This window comes from Rhizobium oryziradicis, assembly GCF_001939045.1.
GTDB lineage: Bacteria > Pseudomonadota > Alphaproteobacteria > Rhizobiales > Rhizobiaceae > Allorhizobium > Allorhizobium oryziradicis.
The window spans coordinates 1-20,324 of record NZ_MKIM01000033.1 but is presented as its reverse complement, the minus strand read 5'-3'; the positions used below and the strand labels follow the sequence as shown (position 1 = coordinate 20,324).

General features: G+C 56.2%; 19 protein-coding genes. 14 read left to right on the top strand and 5 right to left on the bottom strand.

Annotated elements, in window-relative coordinates:
* Window position 1 precedes the first annotated feature (1 nt).
* Window positions 2-805, top strand: a complete 804-nt coding sequence (locus BJF95_RS22405) for an inositol monophosphatase family protein (protein ID WP_075641731.1) — start codon at window positions 2-4, stop codon at window positions 803-805.
* Window positions 806-1,146: 341 nt separating this feature from the next.
* Here BJF95_RS22405 and BJF95_RS22400 read toward each other — a convergent pair whose 3' ends face one another.
* The gene (locus tag BJF95_RS22400) at window positions 1,147-1,944 is read right to left on the bottom strand and encodes an NAD-dependent epimerase/dehydratase family protein (protein ID WP_075641730.1); all 798 of its coding nucleotides are present in this window, start codon (window positions 1,942-1,944) and stop codon (window positions 1,147-1,149) included.
* A gap of 164 nt (window positions 1,945-2,108) precedes the next feature.
* Between BJF95_RS22400 and BJF95_RS22395 the strand changes: the two genes are divergently transcribed.
* The 7 genes from BJF95_RS22395 to BJF95_RS22365 all read left to right on the top strand — a co-directional run bounded on the left by BJF95_RS22395 (window position 2,109) and on the right by BJF95_RS22365 (window position 9,175).
* Window positions 2,109-2,864 (top strand): FadR/GntR family transcriptional regulator, encoded by a 756-nt coding sequence (locus BJF95_RS22395; RefSeq protein ID WP_075641938.1) that lies wholly within the window; start codon window positions 2,109-2,111, stop codon window positions 2,862-2,864.
* A 71-nt stretch (window positions 2,865-2,935) separates the two neighbouring features.
* Complete coding sequence (gene kdgD / locus BJF95_RS22390) at window positions 2,936-3,853, top strand: 5-dehydro-4-deoxyglucarate dehydratase (RefSeq protein WP_075641729.1); 918 nt, start codon at window positions 2,936-2,938, stop codon at window positions 3,851-3,853.
* A 151-nt stretch (window positions 3,854-4,004) separates the two neighbouring features.
* A complete protein-coding gene (locus BJF95_RS22385) occupies window positions 4,005-5,300 on the top strand; it encodes an ABC transporter substrate-binding protein (protein WP_075641728.1) in 1,296 nt (431 codons plus the stop codon).
* Between the two features lie 69 nt (window positions 5,301-5,369).
* Window positions 5,370-6,302: a carbohydrate ABC transporter permease gene (locus tag BJF95_RS22380; protein ID WP_210187755.1), complete on the top strand. Its 933-nt coding sequence runs from the start codon at window positions 5,370-5,372 to the stop codon at window positions 6,300-6,302.
* Window positions 6,303-6,306: 4 nt separating this feature from the next.
* Window positions 6,307-7,146 carry a carbohydrate ABC transporter permease gene (locus BJF95_RS22375; protein ID WP_075641727.1) on the top strand — a complete coding sequence of 280 codons (840 nt, stop codon included), beginning with the start codon at window positions 6,307-6,309 and terminating at the stop codon, window positions 7,144-7,146.
* A gap of 32 nt (window positions 7,147-7,178) precedes the next feature.
* Window positions 7,179-8,264, top strand: coding sequence for an ABC transporter ATP-binding protein (locus tag BJF95_RS22370; protein ID WP_075641726.1), 1,086 nt, complete (start codon window positions 7,179-7,181; stop codon window positions 8,262-8,264).
* Window positions 8,261-9,175: an SMP-30/gluconolactonase/LRE family protein gene (locus BJF95_RS22365; protein WP_075641725.1), complete on the top strand. Its 915-nt coding sequence runs from the start codon at window positions 8,261-8,263 to the stop codon at window positions 9,173-9,175. The genes BJF95_RS22370 and BJF95_RS22365 overlap by 4 nt, the downstream gene beginning before the upstream one ends.
* Before the next feature lie 202 nt (window positions 9,176-9,377).
* Here the strand turns inward: BJF95_RS22365 and BJF95_RS22360 are convergent, their stop codons facing one another.
* The 3 genes from BJF95_RS22360 to BJF95_RS22350 form a co-directional block, all read right to left on the bottom strand.
* Window positions 9,378-10,340: a mannonate dehydratase gene (locus BJF95_RS22360; RefSeq protein ID WP_075641724.1), complete on the bottom strand. Its 963-nt coding sequence runs from the start codon at window positions 10,338-10,340 to the stop codon at window positions 9,378-9,380.
* Between the two features lie 326 nt (window positions 10,341-10,666).
* Window positions 10,667-11,815 carry an amidohydrolase gene (locus BJF95_RS22355; RefSeq protein ID WP_075641936.1) on the bottom strand — a complete coding sequence of 383 codons (1,149 nt, stop codon included), beginning with the start codon at window positions 11,813-11,815 and terminating at the stop codon, window positions 10,667-10,669.
* Between the two features lie 117 nt (window positions 11,816-11,932).
* Window positions 11,933-12,859, bottom strand: coding sequence for a LysR family transcriptional regulator (locus BJF95_RS22350; RefSeq protein WP_075641935.1), 927 nt, complete (start codon window positions 12,857-12,859; stop codon window positions 11,933-11,935).
* A 104-nt stretch (window positions 12,860-12,963) separates the two neighbouring features.
* Between BJF95_RS22350 and BJF95_RS22345 the strand changes: the two genes are divergently transcribed.
* The 6 genes from BJF95_RS22345 (at window position 12,964) to BJF95_RS22320 (ending at window position 19,810) form a co-directional block, all read left to right on the top strand.
* Entirely contained in the window at window positions 12,964-13,743 is a 780-nt protein-coding gene (locus BJF95_RS22345) for a DapH/DapD/GlmU-related protein (RefSeq protein ID WP_210187754.1), read from the top strand.
* An 18-nt stretch (window positions 13,744-13,761) separates the two neighbouring features.
* Window positions 13,762-14,661: a VOC family protein gene (locus BJF95_RS22340; protein ID WP_075641723.1), complete on the top strand. Its 900-nt coding sequence runs from the start codon at window positions 13,762-13,764 to the stop codon at window positions 14,659-14,661.
* Between the two features lie 63 nt (window positions 14,662-14,724).
* A complete protein-coding gene (locus tag BJF95_RS22335) occupies window positions 14,725-15,636 on the top strand; it encodes a LysR family transcriptional regulator (RefSeq protein ID WP_075641722.1) in 912 nt (303 codons plus the stop codon).
* Window positions 15,637-15,762: 126 nt separating this feature from the next.
* Window positions 15,763-16,644 carry an NAD(P)-dependent oxidoreductase gene (locus BJF95_RS22330; protein ID WP_075641721.1) on the top strand — a complete coding sequence of 294 codons (882 nt, stop codon included), beginning with the start codon at window positions 15,763-15,765 and terminating at the stop codon, window positions 16,642-16,644.
* A 15-nt stretch (window positions 16,645-16,659) separates the two neighbouring features.
* The gene (locus BJF95_RS22325; protein WP_075641720.1) at window positions 16,660-18,201 is read left to right on the top strand and encodes an aldehyde dehydrogenase family protein; all 1,542 of its coding nucleotides are present in this window, start codon (window positions 16,660-16,662) and stop codon (window positions 18,199-18,201) included.
* 58 nt (window positions 18,202-18,259) lie between these two features.
* Window positions 18,260-19,810: a DUF3100 domain-containing protein gene (locus BJF95_RS22320; RefSeq protein ID WP_210187753.1), complete on the top strand. Its 1,551-nt coding sequence runs from the start codon at window positions 18,260-18,262 to the stop codon at window positions 19,808-19,810.
* 333 nt (window positions 19,811-20,143) lie between these two features.
* Here the strand turns inward: BJF95_RS22320 and BJF95_RS24255 are convergent.
* A partial coding sequence (locus BJF95_RS24255; protein ID WP_210187752.1) for a hypothetical protein occupies window positions 20,144-20,324 on the bottom strand: 181 nt, incomplete at its 5' end.

Below are 20,324 nucleotides of genomic sequence, written 5' to 3'. Positions count from 1 at the left end.
CATGACAGACCTGCCACTTGATGATCTGATGGACATTGCCCGCGCAGCGGCCCTTGCTGGCGGCGAGGAATTGCTGGCTCATTTCGGCCAGATGCCAAGAGACGCTGTGCAGCGCAAGGCGCTTGGTGATTATGCATCCAAGGCTGATATCGCAGCCGAAACGGCAATTGCATCTGTGCTTGCAAAAGCCGGAACCGATTACGGTTTCTTAGGCGAGGAAACCGGCGTAAAGAGGGCCGATGCCGCACAAAGATGGGTCGTCGATCCGCTGGACGGCACCAGCAATTTCATCTGGGGCATTCCGTATTTTGCTGTCAGCATCGCGCTCTGCGATGACGCAGGTGAAATCCTCGGCATTGTCTATGATCCGTTGCGCAAAGACATGTTCACCGCCGTGCGTGGCAAAGGTGCAGCGCTGAATGGCACGCGCTTGGCGAAAATTCAGCCAAAACAGCCCGAAGACGCCATCATCTCCATGTCCATGCCGGTTCGCGGACAATTGAAGGCCATCAGCCGAGACGCCTTCTTTCGGGCTTTGGACCAGGCAACAAATGACACTGCTGGCATTCGTCGCCTTGGCTCCGCAGCGCTCGACCTCGCCTATCTCGCCGCCGGTCGCCTTGACGGTTATTTCGAAGATGGCCTGAGCTACTATGATTATGCCGCAGGCAAACTCATAGCCGAAGAAACCGGCGCGCGCGTCACATCCCTCGTTGGCACCACACCAACAGAAGGCGGCTCTCTGCTGGCCGCCGCCCCGCCTGTTCATGAATGGCTCAAGACCCTCTTGTTGCACAGATCGTAACCTTGCGCGCCGCAATCCCACATTTCATAAAACCCGAGCCTGGAGTCTGTCAGGTTCACATTGAACCAGACAGACTCTAGGCTCGGGATAACGTTGCGGCATGACGACCATTTCTCAGCCCGATAGGGATGCGGATTCTGAGATTTTCCAAACGTTTGCGCTGCACGAAGCGCCAACTCGTGGCGAGATGGCATTGTCTGGCCTCTTGTGCTAACCCCTATCAAAGATCAGGCGTGCCCTCTCCATTTTTTATGGGCATGTCCAGACAGTCGCTTCTGCCTTCCGCGACGCGGGCAAAGCACAAAACTGGCAACACTTTACCAAGTCGGACCAGTCCTCGTCTACAGATCGTGCACAATCGGCTTTTGCGTGAAGTCGCCACCTTGGAAAAGGGCGCTGACACTGCCGGGATCAGGTCTGGGAACATTCGCTAGAATAGACGCGCGATAATCGCCCGAATTGTCCTTTGGCTTCCAACCCAGGAAATTGGCAGATTTATTGTCCCACCATAGCGTATCATTGTTTGAAACACCCCAGATAATCGGACAACCGAGCTTTGGCACCGAAAACACGCGCTCAGTCAGCGAGACAAAATCGTCAAAGGAGAGCCAGGTCGCAAGCATGCGATGGTCTCGCGGTGTTTCAAAACAGGAGCCGATCCGCACAATGGCCGTCTCCTGACCGAATTTATCGAAATACATCTGCGCCATGAGCTCCGAAAAGCATTTCGACAGACCATAAAGGCCATCCGGGCGCATCGGTGCGCTGGTCTCGAGATAATCATCCTGCCGATAAAAGCCAACAGTGTGCTGCGAACTGGCGAGCAGAATTCGCGGCATCCCATGGGCGCGGGCCGCTTCGAAAAGATTGAGACTGCCGGTAATATTGGCGTTCAATATCTGCGAATAAGGTGCCTCGCCAGACATGCCACCGAGGTGAACAATAGCGTCGCAGTCGCGCAACAATTCCATCACCGCGTGCTTGTCACCCAGATCGCAGATTACAAGCTCTTCATTCTCAGCAGCGACCCCCATGTCTGAGATGTCGGAAAGGCGTAATATTTTGGCCAAAGGAGCCAGCTTCCGGCGCATGATCTGGCCAATGCCGCCAGCTGCGCCGGTAATCAAGAGTCGATGCACGGAAGTCTCCCGATGCGCGGTTTCGATGAAAATGTCATAGCAGAACCTTAAACCAAGCAAGGCTATACGACAACCTATCATATGAGTTTGTGGCAATTCTCTTGAAGTCGCGTGAAAGCTGTGAGATTGTTGCCCGCACATTGTTGCCACGCAAGGCAAAGGGAATGGAATTATTGATAAGCGAAACAAAACAGCACACCCCAGAGCAGGGCGGCAAGGCAACACTCGTCACCCAATTGGTGGAAAAGCTGAGAGCCGCAATTGTCGCTGGCGAATTTCAAAAAGGTGATCGCCTGCCGAGCGAAGCACAGATGACGGCGCGCTATGCGGTCAGCCGCACTGTGGTCCGCGAGGCAATTGCTGCCTTGAAATCCGACGGACTGGTGGAGCCGCGCCAGGGCGCTGGCGTTTTCGTGCTGTCACCTCCCGTTCCAGTTTCTCTTCCTTTTCAAGATTTTAACCGAGATCATATGTCCTCGGTGCTGGAGCTTCTTGAATTGCGCTTGGCCGTTGAGGTAGAAGCTGCGGGGCTTGCCGCCTTGCGTCGCTCACCCCAGCAGGAAGGCGCAATCTGGGAACGCCACCGCGATTTCCTCATCCTTCTCGAGGCGGGAAAGCCGACGGCTGAGGCCGATTTTGCACTGCATCTGGCGATTGCTCGTGCAACAAGCAATCCCCGTTTTGCTGAGATTTTGGTGATGATTGGCCAGAATTTGATTCCGCGCTCGGCGCTGGCACAAGGTGCTGAACCTGCATCTCAGCGCAATTATCTTCTGCAGATTCACAAAGAGCATGAAGCCATTGTCGAGGCGGTGACAAATGGCGACGAATCTGCCGCCAAAGCGGCAATGAAAATCCATATACAAGGCAGCTTATCCCGGTATCGCTTAGCCCATCAGAGAAGTTTGATGAATTTATAGTATGAGTTGTTGACGCGCCTGCCATCAGCTGCTAGCATTTATCTCAATTCAGGAATTGAGAGGGCGACTGAATGCATCCGCAAGACATCAAGACAGCGCTGGGATCAGGGCTTTTATCTTTTCCCGTGACGCATTTCGACACGTCGGGCGCTTTTGCAAAGGACAGCTATCAGCGTCATGTAGAGTGGCTGTCGGGATATGATGCGCCGGTGCTTTTCGCAGCAGGCGGAACGGGTGAGTTTTTTTCGCTCACACCAAACGAAATCCCAGACATCGTCAGGGCTGCGAAAGAAGCTGCGGGCAACACGGCCATTGTTTCTGGCTGCGGCTACGGAACAGAGATTGCAGTAGACATCGCCCGCTCGGTGGAAAAGGCCGGTGCTGACGGCATTCTGCTTTTGCCGCATTACCTCATTGATGCGCCACAGGCGGGTCTCTATCACCATGTGAAGCGGGTCTGTCAGTCGGTGGGCATTGGCGTGATGGTTTACAATCGCGACAATTCAATCTTGCAACCCGACACACTGGCGCGCCTTTGCGACGAATGCCCCAATCTGGTGGGATTTAAGGACGGAACCGGTGATATCGGTCTGGTGCGCCACGTTTCGGCAAAAATGGGTGATCGCTTGACCTATCTCGGCGGCATGCCGACGGCTGAATTGTTTGCGGAGGCCTATCTGGGTGCGGGCTTCACCACTTATTCTTCGGCGGTGTTCAATTTCGTCCCGGCGCTTGCCGTTGAGTTTTACAAGGCATTGCGGGCCGGTGAACGGTCCAAGTGCGAGCGCATCTTGAACGAATTCTTCTATCCTTTCATGGCCATTCGCAATCGCGGCAAAGGATATGCGGTGGCGGCCATCAAGGCAGGTGTGCGGCTGATAGGGTTTGATGCGGGCGCGGTTCGCAGCCCTCTTTGCGATTTATCGGCGGAAGAAGAAGGCATGTTGGAGGCGCTGATCGCGCCCTACCAACGCCAGAAGGCCGCCTGAAACACGGTGTGAGATTGACGCCGCGCGGGTCCAGCGAGCTGGGAGGCTCATTGCACATCTGAAGGCCAAGTCTTCCTTGGGAAGACATCCGGGGAAGGTCACCCGGATGGTCCGCGCAATGATACCGGAAAATAAAACAGGGAGGATTGCAATGAGCAGGATGAATTTTTTAGCGATGACTGCGCTTTCAGCGGGGTTGTTGATTGCCCCGCAGATGGCCAGCGCAGAGACAATCAAGGTCTGGTCGCGCGAAACAACGGAATCCATCAAAACCCTTGAGGAGATGGCCGCACAATTCACCAAGGAAACCGGCATCAAAGTCGAACTCTACAAGGCGATGAATGATTTCGAGCAGCGCGTTGTGCGCGCAGCGGCAGGCCACGACCTGCCAGATCTTGTCCTCAACGATTCAGGGCAATTGGGAAATCTTCTCAAGATCGGCATTCTTGAAGAGGTTAACCCGAAAGACATCACGGGGGGCGACAAAGTGCTGCCAGCGGCGTGGAAAAGCGCGCAGTCCAACGATGGCAAATATTATGCGGTTCCCATGTCGGCTCAATCCTTTGGCCTGTTCATCCGCAAGGATTGGCTGGACAAGCTTGGCTTGAAAGCCCCGACAACCTGGCAGGAGCTTCATGACGTCGCCGAGGCCTTCACCAAGAAGGATCCGGACGGAAACGGCAAGAACGACACCTATGGCTTCACCATGCCAGCCTCCACCACACGCGGCTACGCATCCTGGTTCATCAGCAATTTTCTCTGGCAGGCTGGCGGTCAGTTCGTAGAGGAAAAGAATGGCGGCTATGTCCCCGCACTTTCCTCCAAGGCCGGTGCAGAAACCATGAAATTCGTGCGCTCCATGGTCTGCGAAGGGCTAACGCAGCCCGGTGCAATCAATGCCACCACGGCAGATGTGAATCCGGCTTTCCGGTCTGGTCAGACCGGCATGTATTTGACCGGCCCTTACAATATTTCGGCTTATGATACGCAGCCTGGCAAGGACAAATTCGAGGTGGTTGCACCACCAAGCGGTCCCGGTGGCGGTCCTGAATCGCTTGCAGAAGGCACCAGCATCTATTTCATGAAGGGAAGCCAACATGCTGATGCAGCGCGCAAGTTTGCGGAATATCTGATTTCTCCTCAGGGACAGTTGACCGGTATGGCCGTTGATAACGGCTTGCCGCCCATGGTGCGCTTGCCTGTGATCGACGATCCATCCTTGCAAAAGGTTCGCAAGGACCCGCGTTGGGATGTGTTTGCTGAAACCTATGCCAAGCATAGCCATTATGTGCCAGCCGTTCCAGATTGGCAGCCCTTCCGCATGCTGATCGCCGATGGCTTCAACAAGATCCTCGCCGATTGCAACTCTGATATTCCGGCAGGTCTCAAAAAGCTGGATGCCGATATCGCCACCACCCTCGCCTCTCAAGGCGTTCTTGCGAAATAACCGATTTGAACTCCGGGCGCGCCGTCGCATAGCCCGACGGCGGCCCTTTTTTATGAACATGGAGACGTGATGCCAGACACCTCCCCCAAGCCGGTTATGTCTTCGCAAGATGCAAGATTTGGCAAACGCGGTCGGTTTTCGCGCGAAAGCCTGTCACCTTGGCTGTTTCTGCTGCCAGCGCTGATTATTTTCACCTGGTTTAAATTCTATCCGATGCTGAGCGGATTGCAGATGTCGTTCTACGACGTGCAATTTTACAGCGCCAGCAAATGGGTGGGGTTCGCGAATTTTACCCGCGCCTTCGCCAGCGAGGATTTGGCGATTGCCGTTGGGCATACGGCAATTTACGTCATCTTTTCGCTGGTGTTTTCAATTATTTTCGCCTTCGCCTTAGCACTTGGCCTTGAAGGACCGGCACGCCACCTCGGCATTATTCGCACGGCAATCTTCCTGCCCGCCATCACCAGTGCCGCCGTTTTGGCACAGGTCTGGCAACTGATCTTCAATTCAGCGCCTTACGGTGTCGTCAATACCTTGATTGGCTATCTCGGTATTGCCCCGCAAGGCTTTCTCAGTGATCCGCATCAGGCTCTTGGTACGCTTGTGCTGCTCGAAGTCTGGAAGGACACGCCCTACGACATGATGATCTTCATCGCGGGCTTGGCAGGTATCAACCGTGAGCTTTATGATGCCGCCGACGTGGATGGTGCAGGCTGGTGGCGCAAGCTCCTGCATGTGACGCTGCCGGGAAGCATCCCGGCCATTTCAGTGGTCATCATTCTGTCCCTGATCCGCGGCTTTCGGGTCTTTGCCGAGGTCTATGCCACCACCGGCGGCGGACCGGCTGGCTCGACCGAAACCATCATGACCTATATTTACAAGGCGGGTTTCAACGAGTTCAACTATGGCTATGCGTCTGCCGTGTCGTTCCTGCTGCTGATTTTCACCATCCTACTGACCCTGATCCATCTGCGGCTCAAGGCATGGATTGCAAAGGACTAGCGCCATGACCCGTCAGCTTTCTCTTAAGGCCTTGCGGCTCCTGTTCTTCGCCGTCGTGCTTGTTGTTTTTGTCGGACCGTTCTGGGGCATCGCGGTGAGCGCGTTCAGCGGTCGTGTTCTCCAGCCGGGACAAATGTTCTTTTGGCCGGAACAGCCAACACTTGCCAATTTCAAAACAGCGCTGGTTGATCATGAGGTCTGGCGCTACCTGATGAACTCGTTGATTGTCGTGGTGGTTGGCACCACATGTCAGGTCATTGTCAGCGCCATGGCCGCCTATGCGCTGGCGCGCAAGAAATTCCCCGGTGCCGCCATCGTCAGCCTGCTGTTTTTGTGCACGATGATGCTGCCCGACGAGGTGATTGCCATTCCGCTTTATCTGGTCATCCAGGGCAAATTGCCGATTGTCGATGCCTCTATTTACAACACCTATGCGGCGATGATCCTGCCGGTTGTTGGTTGGGCCTTTTCTATCTTCATGCTGACTGAATTCATGCGCGCTGTGCCAAAGGAGCTTGAGGATGCCGCACGGATTGACGGTGCCAATGAGTTTCAAATTTTTACCAAGGTGATCCTGCCTCTGGTTAAACCGGCCCTGGGCACCGTGATTATCTTCGGCTTCATCATGATCTGGGACCAGTATCTCTTGCCACTGATCGTCATCAACGACCAGTCGCTCTATCCGGTTCCTGTGGTTCTCGGCATGTTAAAGGCCGATGAATTGATCAGTCCCAATGTATTCATCGCAGCGACAATGCTGGCAATGGCACCAAGCGTCATCGTCTATCTGTTGCTGCAAAAGCAGTTCAATCGCGGGCTGATGTCCGGCGCCGTCAAGGGCTGAGGCCAGTTGCGTGAACTCCAAGAGGTAAAGGCATGAGCAGTATCGCACTCCATAACGTTTCGAAGTCTTTCGGCGCAGTCGACGTTATCCGCGACGTGTCCGTGGACATCGATGAAGGCGAGTTTTGCGTGTTGATTGGGCCAAGTGGATCGGGAAAATCAACCCTCCTGCGCATCATTGCGGGGTTGGAACCCTTGTCACACGGCACCATCACATTTGGCGGGCGCGATGTCACCGGGCTTTCGGCCAAGCAGCGCGACATTGCCATGGTGTTTCAAAGTTATGCGCTCTATCCGCAAATGACAGTGCGGGAAAACATGAGCTTTGCGCTGCGCCTGGCTCACCGCCCCAAAGCAGAGATCATCGAAAAGACCGACCGGGTTGCGCAAATGCTGGGATTGGAGGCCTTGCTGGAGCGGTTGCCGCGCGAGCTCTCCGGCGGACAGCGTCAACGCGTTGCCATGGGCCGGGCGATCGTCCGCGACCCAAGCGCCTTCCTGTTCGATGAGCCACTGTCGAACCTGGACGCCAAACTGCGCGTGCAGGTTCGCGGAGAGATCCGTGATCTGCACAGTCGGCTCGGCACAACATCGGTCTATGTGACGCATGATCAGGTGGAAGCCATGACCATGGGGCAAAAGATCGTGGTGTTGCGCGATGGCCGCGTAGAACAAGCAGGCAAGCCGCTTGAGCTTTATGATACGCCCGATAGTGTTTTCGTGGCCGGCTTTATCGGCTCACCAGCTATTAACATGATGCCCGCCAAAATTGGCGAAAGCGCGGATAGCTTGCGGCTTGAAGGTGGCAATTCCAGCATTCTCCTGCCGCACGGTTACACGGTTGAAGGTGGCCGTGATGTGCTGACAGGCATTCGTCCCGAGCATTTCGATATCACGGACAATGGCGAAGCGGGCGCAATCGCGGGCAAGGTGAAGGCGGTGGAAACCACAGGCTCGGACACCACGGTCATCTGCGATACGCCATTGGGTGAGGTTTTCGTGGCCTCAAAACAGCGCAGCAGCTTGAAACCCGGAGAAGTGATTTCGTTGCGTCCGAATGCGGAAAAGCTGTTGATTTTTGACCGCAAAAGCGAAAAACGGATTGCACGCAAGCCATGACCAATTCTGCCTCCATACGCCGCTTCGAAGCTGAACGGGTGGCAACGCCCCGCTCCGCTCTTGCGGAAAGCCCGGTATGGCACGCGGAGCAGGCTTGCCTCTATTGGGTGGATATCGTCGGAAGGCGTCTGTTTCAGCTCGACATTTCAACGGGCTGCGTCACGGATTTTCCACTCGCCTTCACCATTGGCTGCCTTGTGCCATCCTGTGACGGTCATTTCGCCGCTGGCACCGAAAGAGGGTTTGCTCACCTCGAACTCAGCAGGGATGGCCCGGTTTTTACCTTTGGTTTTGGCCCAAAGCTTGGTATTGGTTGGCGCATGAATGATGGTGCTTGCGATCCTTCAGGGCGCTTCTGGTCTGGCTCGCTGTCGCCAACGCCTGCGGAGCCGGACGCTTGGGGTCAATTGTTTTCGCTGGAGCGAGACGGCGATGTGACACCGCGCGGCGGACAGTTTCGCGTGCAAAACGGCCTTGCATGGAGCCCCGACGGGCGCAGGATGTATGTCTCGGATTCTCACATATCGAATGTGGGAGTGACGTGCTATCGCTTTGATCCCGAGACGGGAGAGCGAACCAACCCCACCCTGTTCGCTGATTATAAAACGCTCGGCGGAAGGCCTGATGGGGCGGCGATGGATGTGGATGGGTGTTATTGGATTGCCGCAAGTGATTCCGGCCGTGTGTTGCGACTGACGCCGGAAGGCAGGATCGATGCAGAGATCACGGTGCCTGTGTCCAATCCCACCAATATCTGTTTTGCCGGACGCGAGTTAAAAACCGCCTATATCACCAGCCTTGAGAAAAACGGCACTGGCGGCGATATATTCGCCGTTGAATTGCCCTTTCAGGGAATCGTGCAGCCTCTCTGCTCCGCATTTCGGCATTCGCCAATTCCGGGTGTTGGCTGAAGGTGGCATAGCCAAAAACGCGTTATTTTCGCTGAACTCCGATGGATTCATCATACAACTACCAATGTTGAAAGATGACCCACACAGGGGAATGCTCACAGCGCTGTTTCATACAATTCAATACAATGCGCCGCGCTTTACAGCGCCGTTGACCTTGTATGGTGCACGGCGCTGTAAAACGTCATTCCTTCTGTAGAATACCTCAGGTCCGGCTTTGCAAAAGGGCTGCGATATAGCCGTAGCAATAGGCAAAAGCCACCTGCTGCTGGTTTTCACCAGCAAGGGTTGGCGCATGGTCTGGCATCACCATGTATTGGTAGCCGGTTTCACGCAGCACCTCGATGACCTTCGCCATATCGATATCGCCATCGTCTGGAAAGCTCTCGCGGAAGGAATAGCGATTTCCGGCAATATTGCGGAAGTGGACGTTCATAATTTTGCCGCGCTCGCCAAACCAGCGTGTCACGTCGGGCGCATCGCTGACGTTTTCGAGCATTTCGCCCAATGTGCCAATGCAAAAATTCAAGCCATGCATGGGGCTTTCATGCATCTGAACGAAGCGTTTCATGCCGTCCACCGTGCCGAGCACACGCGTAACGCCCATATAGCCCGGCGGTGTCGCCGGATCGTGTGGATGGCAGGCCAGACGAACATTGGCGCTCTCCGCGACCCGAACAACGCGCGCCAGAAAATAGTCTATACGCTCCCAGATCGTTTCTTCCGCCAATACCCCGGCGGGGCCTTCTGCATCTGCATCCACCAGATCCCAGCGGAAGGCCTCGGCCATATAGCCGCCCCGGCCCGGTTCCATAGGGGTTCGCGGAATGCCGATATAGTTGAAATTATAGCGCACCGACGCAATTCCCGCCGCACCGCATTGTTCAATCAGGTTACAGATGGAATCGATTTGCTGATCACGCGATGGGCCTGCAAGCAGGATGTCCTTGCATTCCTGCGTGTCGACCGGTGAAGACGGCATGGGCAAAAGCAACATGTCGAGCGTCAGGCCAAAGGTCTCAAGCTTGTCGCGGAATTTTTCAAGTGTTTCACGGTCCCAATCGAGCCATGAACCGTCCGGGTTGGCCGACACATGGTTGACGCCCAGCTGCTTCATAACCCGATAATCATCATCATGGCGGGCCGGAAGCTGCGTTCCAAGATACATCGATGTCTCCTATCCTCAACTCATAATATGAGTCATATTATGAATCTTATAAGTTCGTCAATGAATTTCCCGCCTGGCCAGTGCTATAGCGCAGTGCACCATGATCGGATCGTCACAGGGAACGCGAACGGGGTCATGCGTGGGGCATCATGGACAAAGGATCTGCTTTTTCAGCTTCTCATCGAGCCTGCCAATCCGCATATCCGGCACGGTGGTGAGCAAGATTTGCGTATAGTCTTGGTTTGGTATCGCTATGATCTGCCGCGCAGAGCCATATTCGACCGTCTTGCCATGGCGGTGCTTGTCCAAAATCTCGAATATTCGCCCTATGCGAGGAAATTGATCGCTGTCGAACGCCACATCTCGACAGCGCCGGGAATGACGGTATCGTTGAAGTCGAAGCGGGGCGAATGCAGGCCGGGATTGTCACCCCCGGTCCGAGCAGCGCCCAGCCAGAAATAACAGCCAGGTGTTTCGTTGAGCATGAAGGCGAAGTCTTCCGCCGCCATCGATGGCGCTGCATCCAACACATTCAGGTTTATGGCGGCAGCGCTTGCGCGGACCATGGCTGCAATTGCGGCATTGTTGATCGTTGCCGGATAGCGGCGCTGATAGTCGATCTCGGCGCGGCATCCGAACCCTTCGGCCACGGACCGGGCGGTTTGCTCGATCCTTGCCTGCAAGGTATCACCCACATCGGCGTCGAACCAGCGTGTTGTGCCGCGGATCATGGCACGTTCGGGGATCACATTCCAGGCGTCGCCGCCGTGGATCTGTGTGACCGACACGACAGAGGCCTTTAAGGGCGAGACATTGCGACTGGCAATGGTGTTGAGCGCGCTGACAATCTGGGAGGCGGCCAAAAGCGGATCGGCCCCCTCATGCGGCATCGCGCCATGGGCACCACGGCCAATAACCCGCACTTCGAATGTGCCAAAAGCTGCCATCATGTCATCATCACGCGCAACCAGAGTGCCAACCGGCAAGGCTGGCCAATTGTGCATCCCCAGCACTGCATCCATGGGAAAATCGCGAAACAGGCCGTCCTCGACCATCGCGCGGGCACCGCCCTCATTTTCTTCGGCCGGCTGGAAGATGAAATGAACCGTTCCGTCAAACGTTTCGGTGACAAGCTCCCGTGCTGCGGCGAGCGCCACCGTCACATGTCCATCGTGTCCACAGGCATGCATCACCCCTGCGGTCTTGGAGGCATGGTCAACTCCGGTTTCCTCAAGGATGGGAAGCGCGTCCATATCGGCGCGAATACCCAGCACCTTGCGCGAACTTCCCTTTGTCAGAGTGCCAATAACGCCGGTGCGACCGTAGCCGGTGCGAACGGCATAACCCCATTCGGAAAGCCGTTCTGCAATGAAACGTGCCGTTTCGGTCTCCTGAAAACCGAGCTCAGGATGGGCATGCAGATGATGCCGCCAGCGAACGGCCTCTTGAAGTTTCTCTGACGAAAGAGCAATCATTTCGAATTCCTGAGCTTTGAGCGAAGGTGACATCTGCCATCTTGGCAATTTGTGCCGTGCGTTTGAAGCGTAAACCGGCGCAACGCAATGTTGTTTCTTACGCAACGCCTCCAGATTTCAAGAGGATTGCTGGATGGGTTCAGCTTTTGTGAGGCCGCCCGCAGCCTGCTGCAATGCATCAACAACGACAGCCACGGCGGGGTTGCGCCTTTCATTTGCCCGTACGGCCATCATGATGCTTCGGCTTATCGGCGGGCTCAAGCGCTTGACGCAAATGTCGCGCTCCATGTGCCGTAGGCGCAGACCGGGCATCACCGATATGCAGCAGCCCGCCCTGATCAAGGCCAACACCACCTCGAAATCATTGCAAAAGCCTTTGACCTGCGGCTCGAAGCCCGCCTGCCTGCAGCGGTCGCGGAGCACATCGCTGTAGACATGCGAGGCCACATCCAGTGCCCATTTCTCTTTATGCAGATCCTGCAAGGTCACGGTCTTGGCAGTGGAAAGCGCGTGCGATGCAGGGAGAATGGCAAAAAGCTCATCCTCATGCAGGGATATCCGGTCCACGCGCTCGTCTGTTGCGCCGGTGGTTGCAGTAAGGTCGTCGATGAGAGCGAGATCGGTCTGCCAGGCACGAAGTGCCGCCAGTCCCTCTGAAGGTTCCATCGCGGTCAGGATAACATCGAGCTGCGGATAACGCTCTTGTATCATCTGAAGGGCGGCAGGCACGATCGTTGCAGCAGCAGACGGAAAGGCGGCAATCCGGATCTCGCCCGCTATGGTCTGCTTCAATTCGGCAAGGTCGGTTCTGGCCACTTCAACCAGCCCCAAGATGTTTGCCGCATGCGCAACCAGCTTGAGCCCGGCAGGCGTGAAGGTGACGCCTCGACCGCGACGCTCAATCAACTTCGTGTCCACGTCCTCTTCCAAAAGCGCAATCTGCTGCGACACGGCAGAAGCAGAGATTAGCAAGGCATCGGCCACGGCTGCCATTGTCTTTCGACGGTGAAGCTCACGCAAGGTTCGAAGTCTCTGCAAATCCACTGAAACCATCCTGTTTTGCTAATGAGTAACCTTAGAATTATTAACTAGACCTGGCGAGTGATATTGTGAACACTTCGACCATCAGAGTTTTACCGAGAGAAAGAATGTCCGCCATGAACGGTCAGGAGAGTGACATTGAACTTTTTGCCCAACGCCTTGTGGCAGAGGTTCAGAACCTGTACCGGCGTCAGCCGGAGATTCCCGCTTTGCTTGGTCTTTCACCGGAGGCCGCGAACAATCCCGCTGATTTGCTCGCCGATGTTCTGGCCAGCGCAACGGGAGGCCAGAGCGATTCATCAAATGTTCGGAACCTTGCTACTGTTGCTTTCAACTCTGACACTGACGGCTTTCGTGCTGCCATCACCGATATTGAGACGACCGCGCGCAAGAATTTCGAGCCTGGTGGACTTTCGGCCACCCTGCTCTATTCGCGGGGCATCCATGCGCTTCTTGGCCATCGAGTGGCGCATTATTATTGGATGAGCGCAAAGACGGATCTTGCGCTGGCCCTGAAGACGTTGTTCGGACGGGCCTTTTCGACGGATATCCATCCGGCCGCAGTGTTCGGCCAAGGGATCTGGCTTGATCACGGTCTTGGCTTCGTGGTTGGTGAAACCGCGATCATCGGCGATAACGTCAGCATCTGGCACGGGGTAACCCTCGGCAGCACGCTGAAAGACAACGGCACGCGGCGCCATCCACGGCTGGGCGCGAATGTGACGATCGGCGCGGATGCCATTCTTCTCGGCGGCATAGATATCGGAGCGGGCAGTGTGATTGCGGCTGGTTCAATTGTGTTGCGCGATGTTGAACCAGAGACAACCGTGGCCGGTGTCCCGGCAACGAGCAAGCCGCGCACGGAAGCGTCTTTCACAGGCATTTAATGGAAGAGGAATTTCAGCATGACCGGATTTCTTGGCATCGATCACCCCTTGATTGCCGTGCGCGATCTTGACGAAGCTGTCATGCGCTATCGCGCGCTGGGCTTCACCTTTGCGCCGCAAAGCCGCCATCCGTGGGGAACCAGCACATGCATTGCGATCATGGATCGCTCGCTGATCGAGCTTGTCAGCATCTACGACGAGACCCTGCTGGACAGCTATGCAGCTGGCAATTTTCGTTTTGGTCGTTTCGTTCATGACCATCTTCGCAAGCGCGAAGGCATTGCCCTGACAGCGCTCAACAGCGATGCGGCGGAAGCCGATGCTGAACAGGTTGCGCGGCGTGGGATCGATTGCCAAGGTACCATCGAATTCGGACGCGACGTCAAACGTGTTGATGGAACGCCCGACCGTACGGCAACGACGCTGAAGATCCTGGCGTCCGACGCGATGCCGCGCCTTTCCAACTTCATCTGCCAGCAGCATCGGCCCGATCTGATCTATGTGCCGCAATGGAGCACGCACCGCAATGGCGCAATTTGCTATTCGCAATTGACCATCATGGCAGACGAAGAGCACCAGCCTGCCGTACGTCAGCGTCTGGCAGGGCTTTACGGCGAGGCAAGCCTGTTTGCACTTGAGGATGGCTTCGGTGCCCGGAGCGGGCGCGGTGCCTATGTGGTGACGAACCGAGCAGGCATTGAGCGCCGTTACGGTGCTCTGCCAGTGGACCTGAACCAGAGCGACGGCCCCTGCTGCGTAGCGGTTCACATCAAGGTGCCTGATATCGATCGCGTTGCAGCCATTCTGGAGGAAAGCGCGGTTCCGGCGGTTATCAATCAAGACAGCATACGGCTGACTGATGCTGCGATCTATGGCAATGTTTTCGTCGCCTTTTCAGGAACCGGCAAGCCAGTGTAAGGATGGCCGGATTGCCACTGCGAATATTTGCCTGCAGTGGCGGATACCAATGGAAGATAAAACATGGAGATACTTGACGCCAAGGCCCTTCGGATTTTCATGGCCGTGGTTCGCTACACGTCGATCCGCAGTGCTGCGGACCATCTGTCGATTGCCCCCTCCATCGTCAGCCGACAGGTGGCGGATATCGAGAAAAATGTCGGCCTGCCGCTCTTTCATCGCAGCAGCCGTGGGGTGAGTTTGACGGACGCCGGTGTCCTCGTACTCGAGCATGGCAAACGGGTTCTGGAGGACGGAGGACTTCTCGAGGAACAACTGGAACAGTTAAAGGGTGTTCAGCAAAGTCGTGTACGCATTTGCTGTGGTGAGGGCTTTCTGGCAGACCTGATCGAGCATGGGCTGAAAGCCTTTGCCGATGTCTATCCCTCGGTCAGCTACGATTTGCACCTTGGTGGGACGGATGGGGTCATGCAGGCCGTGATTGACGGGGACGCCGACATCGGCATCGCCTACAATCCGGTTATAGAGCCGAAGGTGAGATCACTTGCAATTTCACGGCAGCCTTTATGCGCCATCCTTCATCCATCAAGCCCGCTGGTGGGGCAGCAGACGCTTCCGCTTATCCAGTGCATGTCTCTACCCTGCGCCCTGCTGGGGAAAGGGCATGGCGTGACCGATCTTGTTGGTCGCGTGGCCGCGAATAACGGACACGCCATGGCACCGCTGGTGGTCACAACCTCTGTAGACGCGCTGCGGCGTTTTGTGGTCGCGGGTCTTGGCGTAACGTATCTGCCGCGCTTTGCGGTTGCGACAGAGCTTGCGCGCGGAACCGTCGAAGCAATTGAGCTTTCCGATCCGCTGCTGAACGAGGCATGCGCTCATCTGATGGTCAAGGCACGCCGTCGTCTTCCCAATTCAGTTACACGGCTTGCAAGCCATCTCGCAACGGCAATGTCGGCCTTCAAGAGCAATTGACGGGGTGTTGCCCTCGTTGCAACGCATTGTTGTTGATGCCACCGCTAGCGTGAAACGGCCTCTGATGTCAGCCTGACAAGGTCAAGGCGCGTGACCAAATCGCGCCCAATAGAAGGATGGAACGAGATGCCGGACGCAACAACGACCGTGGGGGTCATCGGGCTTGGCAGCATGGGACTTGGGATGGCCCAGACACTTGTCACTAAAAAATTTCGAACGGTCGGATTCGACCTGTCTGCGGATCGCCGCAAGCTCGCCGAAGACGCTGGTGTCGAACCTCTGTTGACGATCGGCGAGGTGATCACCGTGAGCGATTTTCTTGTCTTCTCACTGCCCACGGCACAGGATGTATCAGGGGTCGTTGAAAGTCATCTGGATTTGTTTCAGGCAAAGTCTGGCCAGCGCGTGATCATCATCGACACCTCCACCTCGGAACCCGATGTCAGCCGTGATCTCGCAAACAGGCTGGCGTCCCTTGGCCATGGGTTTTTGGATGCGCCCGTCAGTGGTGGTCCAGCGGGTGCAGCATCAGGAAAGCTGACAATGATGATTGGCGGTTCTGAAGAAGACCTCGCCCTTGCCCGTCCCGTCATTGAGGCCATGGCCGCAAAGGCGCTGCATGTGGGGCCAAGTGGTGCGGGCAATGTGGCAAAGCTCGTCAACAATCTGCTTGCGGCAGCCCACATGATCACAACCAGTGAAGGGCTGAAACTCGCCCTTGCGGCTGGCATTGATCCGGAAGCAGCACTTCGCGTGGTCAACGCCGCCTCCGGCAAATCGATGATCAGCGACGTCCATTTCCCCACCTGGGTTATGTCCGATCGCTTCGATAGCGGTTTTTCCATGGGGTTGATGCGCAAGGATGTGCGGCTGGCCAAGAAGCTGGCCGACAGCACCGGAGCACAGCTTCCGCTGTCAGAGCAGGTCGCGAGCTTGTGGGCCGGCTCTGCCGATCTGGCAGACAGTGACGATTTCACGCGCATGGGCGCGTTCAAGCAGAAAAACTAAAGGCGGAACAGATAAATGGACACTTTGAAAACGAGCGTGGAACCCGGTGCGCGAATCCGCGAACTTCTGAAAGATCTCTTCGGCAGCGACGTCATCGGTAGCCTGGTTGGTGGGGAATTGATGACAGGCAAGGGTGAAACCCTGAGCTTGACCGACCCTTCCACCGGCAAGGAATTTGCGACGTTTGCCGATGCCGATCAAAGCGTTGTGGATGCGGCAATGCTGGCTGCCGAACGCGGACAAAGGGAGTGGATGACGCTCACGGCCTCTGCTCGCGGACGGGTGATGAACGAAATCGGTCGCAAGATCCGCGAACATGCCGCAGTTATTGCCGAAATCGAAAGCCGCTCGGCTGGGCGACCGATCCGTGACATTCGTGGCGAGGTGATCAAGGTCGCGGAAATGTTCGAATATTATGCTGGCTGGTGCGATAAGCTGCATGGCGAGGTCATACCGGTCCCAACGAGCCACCTCAATTACACGCGACATGAGCCGGTCGGCGTCGTGGTCCAGATCACCCCATGGAACGCGCCTTTGTTTACCGGCGGCTGGCAGATCGCGCCTGCAATTTGCGCTGGCAACGGCGTGGTCATCAAGCCATCAGAACTGACACCGCTTAGCACCCTTATTTTGGGCCTCCTTTGCGAAAAAGGCGGTGCGCCAAAAGGGCTTGTCAATGTGCTGGCGGGTGCCGGACCAACCGCTGGCCAGGCCGCAGTCTCGCATTCCAAGACCGCTCTGGTGGTTTTTGTCGGCTCTGCCGCTGCCGGTTCGATGATTGCTGCCAGTGCCGCCCGAAACGTCGTACCCTGCATTCTGGAACTTGGCGGAAAATCCGCCAACATTGTTTTTAGCGATGCTGATGTTTCGCGAGCCATTGCCGGAGCGCAGGCAGCCATCTTTGGTGGTGCTGGGCAAAGCTGTGTTGCCGGGTCGCGCCTTTTGGTCCACCGCTCCATCCATCGCCAGTTCGTTGAACAGTATGTCGAAGCCGCGAGCCGCATTCCCGTCGGTGATCCCTCTCTCGATACGACCCACATGGGTCCGATCAACAATCTGCGCCAATGGACGAAGATTGGCGACATGGTGCAGCAGGGCATCGGCGAAGGCGCGCAATTGGTCGCGGGTGGAGCACGGCCGGAAAGCCTTGATCACACGGGCGGCTACTATTTCGCGCCGACCATCCTGGACGACGTCAGGCCTGAGATGAGCATTGCCCGAGAAGAAGTTTTCGGACCTGTGGTTGGCGTCACCCCCTTCGACACAGAGGAGGAGGCAATTGCCCTGGCAAATGATAACCCTTACGGTCTGGCGGGGGCCGTCTGGACCGGGGATGTCGGTCGCGCTCATCGCATTGCGGCACAGGTGCGCGCCGGGACATTTTGGATCAACGGCTATAAGACGATCAGCGTCATGTCGCCCTTCGGCGGCTTCGGCCGCAGTGGCTACGGTCGTTCCAGCGGCCGGGATGCATTGATGGCCTACACACAGGCCAAGAGTGTGTGGGTGGAAACCGCCGCCCAGCCGGCGGTGACATTCGGCTATGTCGCTGGCTGACCGCTGAACCGGCTCTTACAAAACGAAACGGACATGCACTTGCCGCAGCCCGCGCATCGTGGGCGGCGGCCTTTTTGTCTTAAAGGCCGACTACCGATGGTTCTCTCCCTCCTCCAACCCCTTGTTGCATCAATTGCAACACAATGTCCCGAACTGGCCTGCTACACAAACCACGAGCGGTGACGTTCACTGCGTATGTTCCAGCAGTCCTGGCTCCGTGCAACGGCCAAGGCAAAACAAAAAAAGGGGAATGCACATGTCGAGTTACACGCCAACCTCCGGCGCGGCGGCATCACCGCGCAATCTGTTCGCTCACTTCATTCTTATCAGCGTGGCGATGATTTTTGCTGTTCTGGTAGCTGAGACCATCGGCAACATAACAATCCCGCTTGGGATCACCAACGTCGTGCTGTTTCCAATTGTCTGGGCGCTCCTCATCGGAGCGGTCATCAGCATCATCCATCGCAACATGCCGGGGCAGCGTGCCTCGTCGGTGCAGGCACAGTTCACAGCCTCGGCCTTGATTCAGGTGGCAATCGCGTTCTTCGTTGTAAAGCTTGGCTTCATCATTGGAGAATCGCTGCCGAAGATCGCCTCGGCGGGCTGGGCGCTTGTCTTTCAGGAACTTGGCCACTTCCTTGGCACAATGGTCTTTGCCCTGCCGCTCGCTTTGATGCTCGGTATCAAGCGTGAAGCTGTTGGCGCAACATTCTCCATTGGCCGGGAATTCTCCGTTGCCATTATTTCTGAACGCTACGGCATGAACTCGGCAGAAGGTCGAGGCGTGCTTGCGGAATATGTTATTGGAACAGTGCTCGGTGCCCTCTTCATCGCCTTTCTGGCCGGAACCATGGCGGGTCTTGGCATTTTCCATCCATGGTCTCTGGCCATGGGTGCCGGTGTCGGCTCTGGCAGCATGATGTCTGCGGCCGTCGCAGCCATAACGGCGCAGCATCCAGCTGACGCCAAGGAGATTGCTGCTTTTGCGGCTGCGGCCAACCTCTTGACCACCACTGTTGGCACCTACTTTACTCTGTTCCTGTCGCTACCAATTGCCAACTGGCTTTATAACAAGCTTGAACCGATCCTGTCGCCAAAGCGTTCCGTGTATGGCAACACCCGGGGCACGTCGAACGAAATGAACGAGGCCCTTTCGTCTGTTTCAAAAGCTGAACACACGCCACTATGGCTCATGGCCCTAACGTTGATCGTTTCTGGCAGCACCGCGCTGATTGGCAACTGGATCGCAACCGGAACCTCACCGACTGTCGCACTGCCAGCAATGCTCATCATGGGAGGCATTGCAATCTGCGGCTACCTGATCCACCACACGCTGGCGTTCCTCAAGATTCCTCTTGTCTGCTGGGTTTCGCTGCTCGCCATCTTGGCCACGGCCCCTTTTTCACCTCTTGCGGCATATGTGAGCCCCCTCGCGACGAAGATGGCGCTGTTGCCGTTAGTCACTCCAGTGCTCGCTTTCGCTGGCCTATCACTGGCAAAGGATCTGCCAATCCTGAAACAGCTTGGCTGGCGCATCATCGTCGTATCGCTGGTCGCCAACGCCGGAACATTCATCTTCGGCACCATCATTGCAGAAATTTTTCATTGATTTCAAAGGTGAGGGATAGTGCATCCCTCACCTTCCGCATTGCCCCGGCATGCAGGCTCGACCGAGCTTCTGCCTTAAATCAACGTTGGTACGAAGACAGGCAAACCCGCTGAATTTCTTCCTCGATGGCTTCTATATCGGCCCTCCCGCGGAGGTTTGACAACAAACCGATTGCAGCCTTCTGCAGCGAAGCGCTCAGGAACGCTATGGCCAGTAACGGCAAACCCGTCATATTCAATGCCGACAATCCAAGGCTCACAGTTTCGCTCTATGGACTCCAAGGCCGTGTCGAATAATCACGATTGTGCGCAAGAACGGACGTATATTTGGCGTCTATTGTGATGCGCTGAACGCGGGCAGGCTAGTGGTTGGCGGCTTGATGAGCTTGGCACCTGGGGCCGCCGTCACATAAAGTCTGCGGAGTTTTGTCGTTAACGCAAAACCCCCGCCAGATTTTCTGACGGGGTTTTGTTGTAATGACAAGATTGGTTGCGGGGGCAGGATTTGAACCTGC